The 6,397-nt window shown below is 60.8% G+C and carries 6 protein-coding genes; 2 read left to right on the top strand and 4 right to left on the bottom strand.

All coding sequences use genetic code 11. The annotated features are described in order from the left end of the window. Positions 1-436: 436 nt before the first annotated feature. The 4 genes from SB822_RS45740 to SB822_RS45725 form a co-directional block, all read right to left on the bottom strand. A complete protein-coding gene (locus SB822_RS45740) occupies positions 437-703 on the bottom strand; it encodes a hypothetical protein (protein WP_410857807.1) in 267 nt (88 codons plus the stop codon). Between the two features lie 394 nt (positions 704-1,097). Beyond that, on the bottom strand, positions 1,098-1,544 hold the full coding sequence (locus SB822_RS45735) for a hypothetical protein (RefSeq protein WP_410857806.1): 447 nt from the start codon (positions 1,542-1,544) through the stop codon (positions 1,098-1,100). 181 nt (positions 1,545-1,725) lie between these two features. Then, a complete protein-coding gene (locus SB822_RS45730) occupies positions 1,726-1,902 on the bottom strand; it encodes a hypothetical protein (RefSeq protein WP_410857805.1) in 177 nt (58 codons plus the stop codon). A gap of 62 nt (positions 1,903-1,964) precedes the next feature. Continuing rightward, positions 1,965-2,099: a hypothetical protein gene (locus tag SB822_RS45725; protein WP_410857804.1), complete on the bottom strand. Its 135-nt coding sequence runs from the start codon at positions 2,097-2,099 to the stop codon at positions 1,965-1,967. Positions 2,100-2,289: 190 nt separating this feature from the next. Here SB822_RS45725 and SB822_RS45720 point away from each other — a divergent pair, with 190 nt between their 5' ends. After that, positions 2,290-4,203, top strand: coding sequence for a PAS domain S-box protein (locus SB822_RS45720; protein WP_410857803.1), 1,914 nt, complete (start codon positions 2,290-2,292; stop codon positions 4,201-4,203). A 691-nt stretch (positions 4,204-4,894) separates the two neighbouring features. Next, positions 4,895-6,166 carry an NRAMP family divalent metal transporter gene (locus SB822_RS45715; RefSeq protein WP_410857802.1) on the top strand — a complete coding sequence of 424 codons (1,272 nt, stop codon included), beginning with the start codon at positions 4,895-4,897 and terminating at the stop codon, positions 6,164-6,166. The last annotated feature ends 231 nt before the right edge of the window (positions 6,167-6,397 follow it).

Here is a 6,397-nt window from a genome sequence, read left to right as displayed (position 1 = left end):
GAGGAAGCAATACGGGCCGGATTCGATGCGCATCTCGGCAAGCCCGTGTCGTTGCACGCGTTACTCGGTGCGATCGGGTGCGCCCGCCTGGCGAAACCCTGATCATGGGACGCGTGCGCAAGCATGGAAATCGCCTGCCGCCGACATCAGTCGTCGCGCCAAAGTGCCCGACTTGTGAAAGGCGAGATGAGCCATGTTCGAACCGGTGATGGTGGATCGGACGTCGCCGTACACCGATCCTCTGTGCGGAACGGCCGCGTTCCCCGGTGGCTGTCCCAAGTCGGAGCGGGAATCCTCCTCGCAATAGAATCCTGCTCGCACGCGCCGGCCTCCGCAGCTGGAACCTGGTTGTAGCGCCTAAAGGTTTTGACCGCTGGATAGAAACGCCATTGTGTCGCCATCTCGCGCAAGGCCGTCGCGACTCGGCAGCCGCATCTCATAAATCGAATGATCCTGAACGTAAATCATCCGCAAATTCGCTGATCCAGGACGTTCCGAGACCAGCTTTATAACTGCCAGTCGTTTCATTTGCAAGACGCGTGACGGTGACTTGCCTGCCGACCGGGCCAACATTCCTGTCAGCCGGATAGACGTCCCCGTCGGCGATCCGGAATTCAGCGACTTCGAAGCCGAAATCAGCCAGCAACGCGATCACATCCGCTTGTTCGTCTTCCGGAAATTCGATGAACAGATGTGAGGTCATGGCAGTCCCCTGACAGACTAGAGCCGGGCGGCAAGCGCTGATCGTCGATACCCGCCCCCGGGAATTCGGTGAACTCGTCGTCGGCGTCGCCGCCGTCGGCAAGCCGACATACTAACGCCAAGGCGCGATTCCGGAAGACACCGCTCATCGATGTACGTTATCTGCGGAATCGGCTTGCGTGCCGGTTTTCCGGTACTACACTTGATACCCCAGTTGATCGCACGCACACCCATGCGGACAGTGCGCTGTTCGCAGGCGGAGTATCAGGGCGCGCGTCGTCCCCGATGGCCGCGCTGACCGGTGCGGGGGCAACTTGCGCGTTGCCCGGCGGAGTATGGCGCCGTGGTTTGGCGAGCTTGTCACCGGGAACGGCGAGCTTTCTCCTCCTTCGTCGTCATTGCAAACGAACCGCGGACGGCGGGTAGCGTCCGCCGCGATAGCCGCGCAGAATCTGCGGAACTGGCACGCCGCCGGCTTTGGGACCCGACTCCCAAAGGGAATCGGCCTGCACCGGGCGCCCACACGCCTTGCGGGGAGGGTAATCGTCCTCATGTATGTCCGCAGCAAACGCCGTTCCTTGCACGAGCGGGGATACGTGACATGCGACGACGGGAACACCGCATGCCGCACTGATGCGTGTTCCAATCTCGAAGAGGACAACACCATGAAACGACAACCGATGAGCACACAAAAGGCAGCGCAAAATCATCCGGCGAATCCACATCAGCCGACTCGTGATGGCGGACAGCAGCCGCAGAACCAGAAACCGCCGCAGCATCAGGGTGGTCAGCGCCAACCTTGATCCGACATAGATCTTCCAGCGCGCGATCCCGGAACTCATCCGATGGCGACGGAAACGGCGAAGACCACCGATCCGCCGCGCTCGAATCCGCATCCGGGAAGTGGAGATCGTCCGGAGCCGCCGGGCACCGGCGGCATCCTTGTGGACTCGAAGCGCGCGACGTTACCCCTGTGACGCCTCGCGCCGTGCATCGTGGACCGCCTGCGACGCACGGCGCGATTCATCTCGATCGACGGACTCCGGCGGCCTCGTCGACGCCATTGACCAGCCAGCCGTTCACGCTGTCCTGCACGATTTCGGGCAAGGCGCCGCGCCGAAAGGCAATGCTGGGCGTTTTGCCCATCGAATGGGAAGCGCCGTTCGGCCTCGTCGCGATCGAAGCGATGGCGTACGGCACACCCGAGCACGCGCCTCTGCGAGAAGCCGCGTGCGCCAAGCAGGGCCTGCTTCGCCAGATAGTCACGCATTGCGGATTCGCTCGGACAAGTCGCGGAAATAGTCGCGTTCACCCGGATGGACGACGCCGGCCATCTTGCGTGGGATCCCGGCACGTCGCGCAATCTCGATGGCGAGATCAGGGCGTTCGCCCGGCATGAACCGGCCCGGGAAAAGAAGATAGTCACGGGATCTTCGAAAGGCAGCGGTCGATGGGCAGCCGTGATGAATCGATAAGGATATGAACGCGGCTTTCCCGGCGGTCGGATGGAAGCTGGCGCGGCGCTTGCTGCGTATTCCTGTCGCATCCTGACCTCAGCTCACTTCCAACGCGCTGCATCAATACGCCATGCCAGATAACGCAAGGACCATCGCGGAGGTATCCGGAGAACCGTCTTTCCAGCGACTGGTAGCAGGCGTGACGGACTATGCGATCTTCATGCTCGATTCGGAAGGTTTCATCAAGACCTGGAACGCCGGCGCGCAGCGCTGCAAGGGCTATGCTGCCAGCGAAATTCTCGGCCAGCACTTTTCCGTTTTTTACACGGAACACGACCGTCTTGCCGGTCGACCCGCTTTCGCGCTGCAAACCGCTCTCGACGAAGGAAGATTCGAGGACGAAGGCTGGCGCGTGCGCAAGGATTGCAGCCAATTCTGGGCAGATGTGGTCATCGATCCGATCCGCGACGATACCGGCAACCTCGTTGGCTTTGCCAAGATCACGCGCGACATTACGGATCGCAAGGCCGCCCGGGAAGCATTGCGTCGAAGCGAGGAGCAGTTTCGCCTGCTGGTCCAAGGGGTCACCGACTACGCCATCTTCATGCTTTCACCGACCGGCGAGGTCACGAGCTGGAACGTTGGCGGGGAGCGGATCAAGGGTTACACCCGCGAGGAAATACTGGGCCGGCATTTTTCCTGTTTCTATACCGATGAGGATCGCGCCAATGGGGCGCCTGCCCAGACGCTGTCGATCGCGGCAACCGTTGGCCGGTTTGAACGGGAAGGCTGGCGGGTGCGCAAGGACGGCTCGCGCTTCTGGGCTCACGTAGTCGTTGATGCGATCCGCGATGATGCTGGCGAGCTCGTGGGTTTCGCGAAAGTGATACGCGACATGACCGAATGCAAACAGGCTGCGGGGGCACTCGAGCGCGCCAGCGCTGCCCTGATCCAGTCAGAGAAGATGGAATCGCTGGGCCAGCTGACCGGTGGGATCGCTCATGATTTCAACAACCTTCTCGCGGTGATGTCGAATGGGCTGGATGTGCTTTCTCTGCAGGACCACCCCGATCTGAAAATGCTGGAAACGATGCAGCGCGCGGTCGCGCGCGGCGCAACCTTGGCGCAGCAGCTACTTTCATTCGCGCGGCAGCAGCCTCTCGAGGCCGAAAAATGTAACCTCAATGCGGTGATTCGTGGCTTCGAGGCGGTTCTTCGCCGGGCCCTAGACGGCACAATCGGGCTTGAAGTAAGACAGGAGTCCCACCCCCGGCCAGTCATGCTGGACGCCGCCCGGTTCGAGTCAGCGCTGTTTAACCTGGTCGTCAATGCGCGCGACGCAATGCCCGGCGGCGGGAAAATCGCCATCACAGTGGAGAACGTCGAACTTGACGACGGGGTAGTGGGCCCGCTGTCCGCGGGCCCGTACGTCAGGGTGTCCGTCGCCGACACCGGCTCGGGGATGTCGCGGGAAGTTGCAGCGCGTGCATTTGAACCGTTTTTCACCACCAAGGACGTCGGCAAGGGCACTGGCCTCGGCCTGAGCCAGGTGTACGGCTTTATTGCGCAGTCCGGCGGCGACGTACTTATCCACAGCGAGCCAGGCGCGGGCACTGTCGTCAGCATGTATCTGCCGGTCGTGAAAGACGCATCGGGCGATATGGACGGTGCGACGGGTCCGTCACTGGGTACGGTGCTCGTTGTGGAGGACGAACCCGATCTGCTTGACGCGACGGCAGCGCTGTTGGGCAGTCTCGGATATGAGGTGCTCACAGCCACCAACGCAACCGAGGCCATGGATGCGCTAAGTCGCCGCCATGATATCCGCGTGCTGTTCACTGACGTTGTGATGCCCAATGGAGTCGACGGCATCCAGCTCGCGCGTTCGGCACGCGAACTGCGTCCGGATGTCAGGATCGTGCTTGCATCGGGATATGCTCTTCCCGCACTGAAGGCACAGCATGGTGCTCTGGACGAGTTTCCATTCATCCACAAGCCGTACCGGCTCGCGGAACTGGTCCGTACGCTGACCCGGGCGACTTAGGTTGTCTGCGTAGGCCGGCTCTTCGTGACTGTTTCCTGCCCCGGCTATTGCCGATCCATGCTTACGTCGGGTCGAGACGATCGATCCGCAGCAACGGTTGTGCCGCAAGCACCTGGAGGCCTGACACATAGGACGAGGCAGGAGAAGAACATCGCGCAGCCGAGCGGTTGACAAATCGGGCTCAATCCGTGCTTACACAGGTCGTGGGGAGTCGCGACAGCGGCGTCCGCATGTTGCCGTTCTTGTATCGGAGACAATGATGGCAATGACAAGCGCGAGGGGTTTGAGGCAAAGATTGGTGCGGTACTTCGAGATCATGGTGTAGGAACGACAGCAGACCTCTGCGACGAACTGGTTGCGTATTGGACGGGTCGGCGCGTCGCCTATGTCCTGATTAATGCCTCTCCTTCTGGATCAAGCTACGAAGAGTTCGTCATGGACGACGAGCAGTGGAAAATCTGGCGATCCTGGCTGGAAGCATGGATTCTCCGACGTTCAGCGTCCGGCCAGAAGTGCACGACTGGCTAGCGGAGGAACCTCCTGCGGACGCAGGTGAATGAAATGGCCTGCGAGGGAATGGGCGGGCCGACGCGCCACTGACTGCAAATGATTGACTGACAGCATCGCTCGAGTTGGGCATCACATGATAGTCAGCCGACCCAGGAAGGACGAGAAAACCGGTGACCCGCCGGTGGCTCATTCGTGGGCGGCAGATCTGGGACCAGGGCTGGCGTCGACGGGAAACGACAACGATCCGAGCGGCATTGCGACCTATTCGCTCGCTGGTGCGCAGTTCGGGCTGGATATGGCCTGGTTGTGCGTGCTGTCCTATCCGTCAATGGTCGCGTTTCAGCTGGTCGCATCTCGCATTGCCGTGCTAACGGGCCAAGGTCTGACCAGCAACATGCGTGAGCACTACCCGCGTGCGTTCTTTTATCTTGCGGTTGCGCGGTTTTTGATTGCCAACGTGCTCAATGTTGCCGCAGACACGGTTGCGATGGGCGTGGCAGCACATTTCCTGTGGCATGGTTCCGTAGCCGTGTTCGCGGGCGTGGCGGCGTTGTTGTCGGTCGCGCTTCAGTTTACTTTGCCCTATCCTCGATATGCCAATGCGTTGAAATGGCTGACGTTGTCGCTCTTTGCATACGCCGGCGTCGTGATCGTGATGCGCATCCCCTGGCCTGTGTTGTTATCGGCAGCGCTTGTGCCGCATCTACACTGGCAAGAACATCACTTCTCAATGCTACTGGCGGTGCTGGGCACGACGATCAGCCCATACCTGCTTTTCTCGCAGGCGACGCAGCAACTGGAAGAGTTGCGGCTCGACCCCAAACACAAACCGTCTGCGAAACATAACCGCCTGCTCGAGCAGCAATTTCGCAAGACGCGAAAGGACACGCTGATTCGAACCGCACTATCCAACGCTGTTGGGTTCTTCATCATGGCCGGGGCGGCAGCAACACTCTATGCTTACGGCCGGGGTCTGACGCATATAGACGGCGCAGCAAAGGTACTGGAACCTGTCGCGTATCGATACGCTCCGCAGATGCTGGCGGCCGCATTCATCGGAACGGCGTTGCTCGCTTTACCACCTCTGGCAGGTTCGGCGGCACACGCAGTCGCAGGTATCGTCGTGAGCAAGGACAAGGCGCTCACGGACCGGCGAATTTCGCTCTCATTGCTCATCGTGATGCTGTTCGGCGGCGCCCTCGGCATAGTCCTAACTTATGCGCATGTGGAACCGCTGCGGCTGATGTACTGGAGCGCGGTGTTGAATGGCTCGACAGCAACCCCCGTCATGTTCATGCTGGTGCTATTGAGCACGAAGCATTCGGCCGTGGGCGATCTGAGTGCTCACTGGGTGCTGCGAGGCCTGTGCTGGCTTGCCACCGTGTGTGCGGCAGCCGCACTCGTGTCGCTGTTCGTGCTCGAGTGGTCCGAGTGGAAAAGCGGTGCCGCGTGATGCCTCTCTGTCTCTAACGACAGATGCACCGTCATGGCTTTTCGAGAACCCGGGCAGCATTGATCAGCGCAACGTGCGACAGCGTCTGAGAAAAGTTTCCGCAGAGGCGTTGCAGCTGCGTGTCATATTCCTCCCTCGAAGGCCGACGTCCTTTCGCAACGCCAGAACGCGCTCGAAAAGTTCGTGCGCTTCGTCGCGGCGTCCCTGAAGGTGACGCACCTGCGCGAGCCA

This window comes from Paraburkholderia sp. SIMBA_054 (genome assembly GCF_046534875.1).
Classification (GTDB): Bacteria; Pseudomonadota; Gammaproteobacteria; order Burkholderiales; family Burkholderiaceae; genus Paraburkholderia; species Paraburkholderia hospita.
This window is presented reverse-complemented; position numbering and strand designations above follow the sequence as displayed.

Excerpts from the sequence above, each read along its gene's own strand:
- SB822_RS45740 (WP_410857807.1), bottom strand. The coding sequence starts at position 703 with ATGACCTCACATCTGTTCATCGAATTTCCGGAAGACGAACAAGCGGAT.
- SB822_RS45735 (WP_410857806.1), bottom strand. The coding sequence starts at position 1,544 with ATGAGTTCCGGGATCGCGCGCTGGAAGATCTATGTCGGATCAAGGTTG.
- SB822_RS45725 (WP_410857804.1), bottom strand. The coding sequence starts at position 2,099 with ATGCCGGGCGAACGCCCTGATCTCGCCATCGAGATTGCGCGACGTGCC.
- SB822_RS45720 (WP_410857803.1), top strand. The coding sequence starts at position 2,290 with ATGCCAGATAACGCAAGGACCATCGCGGAGGTATCCGGAGAACCGTCT.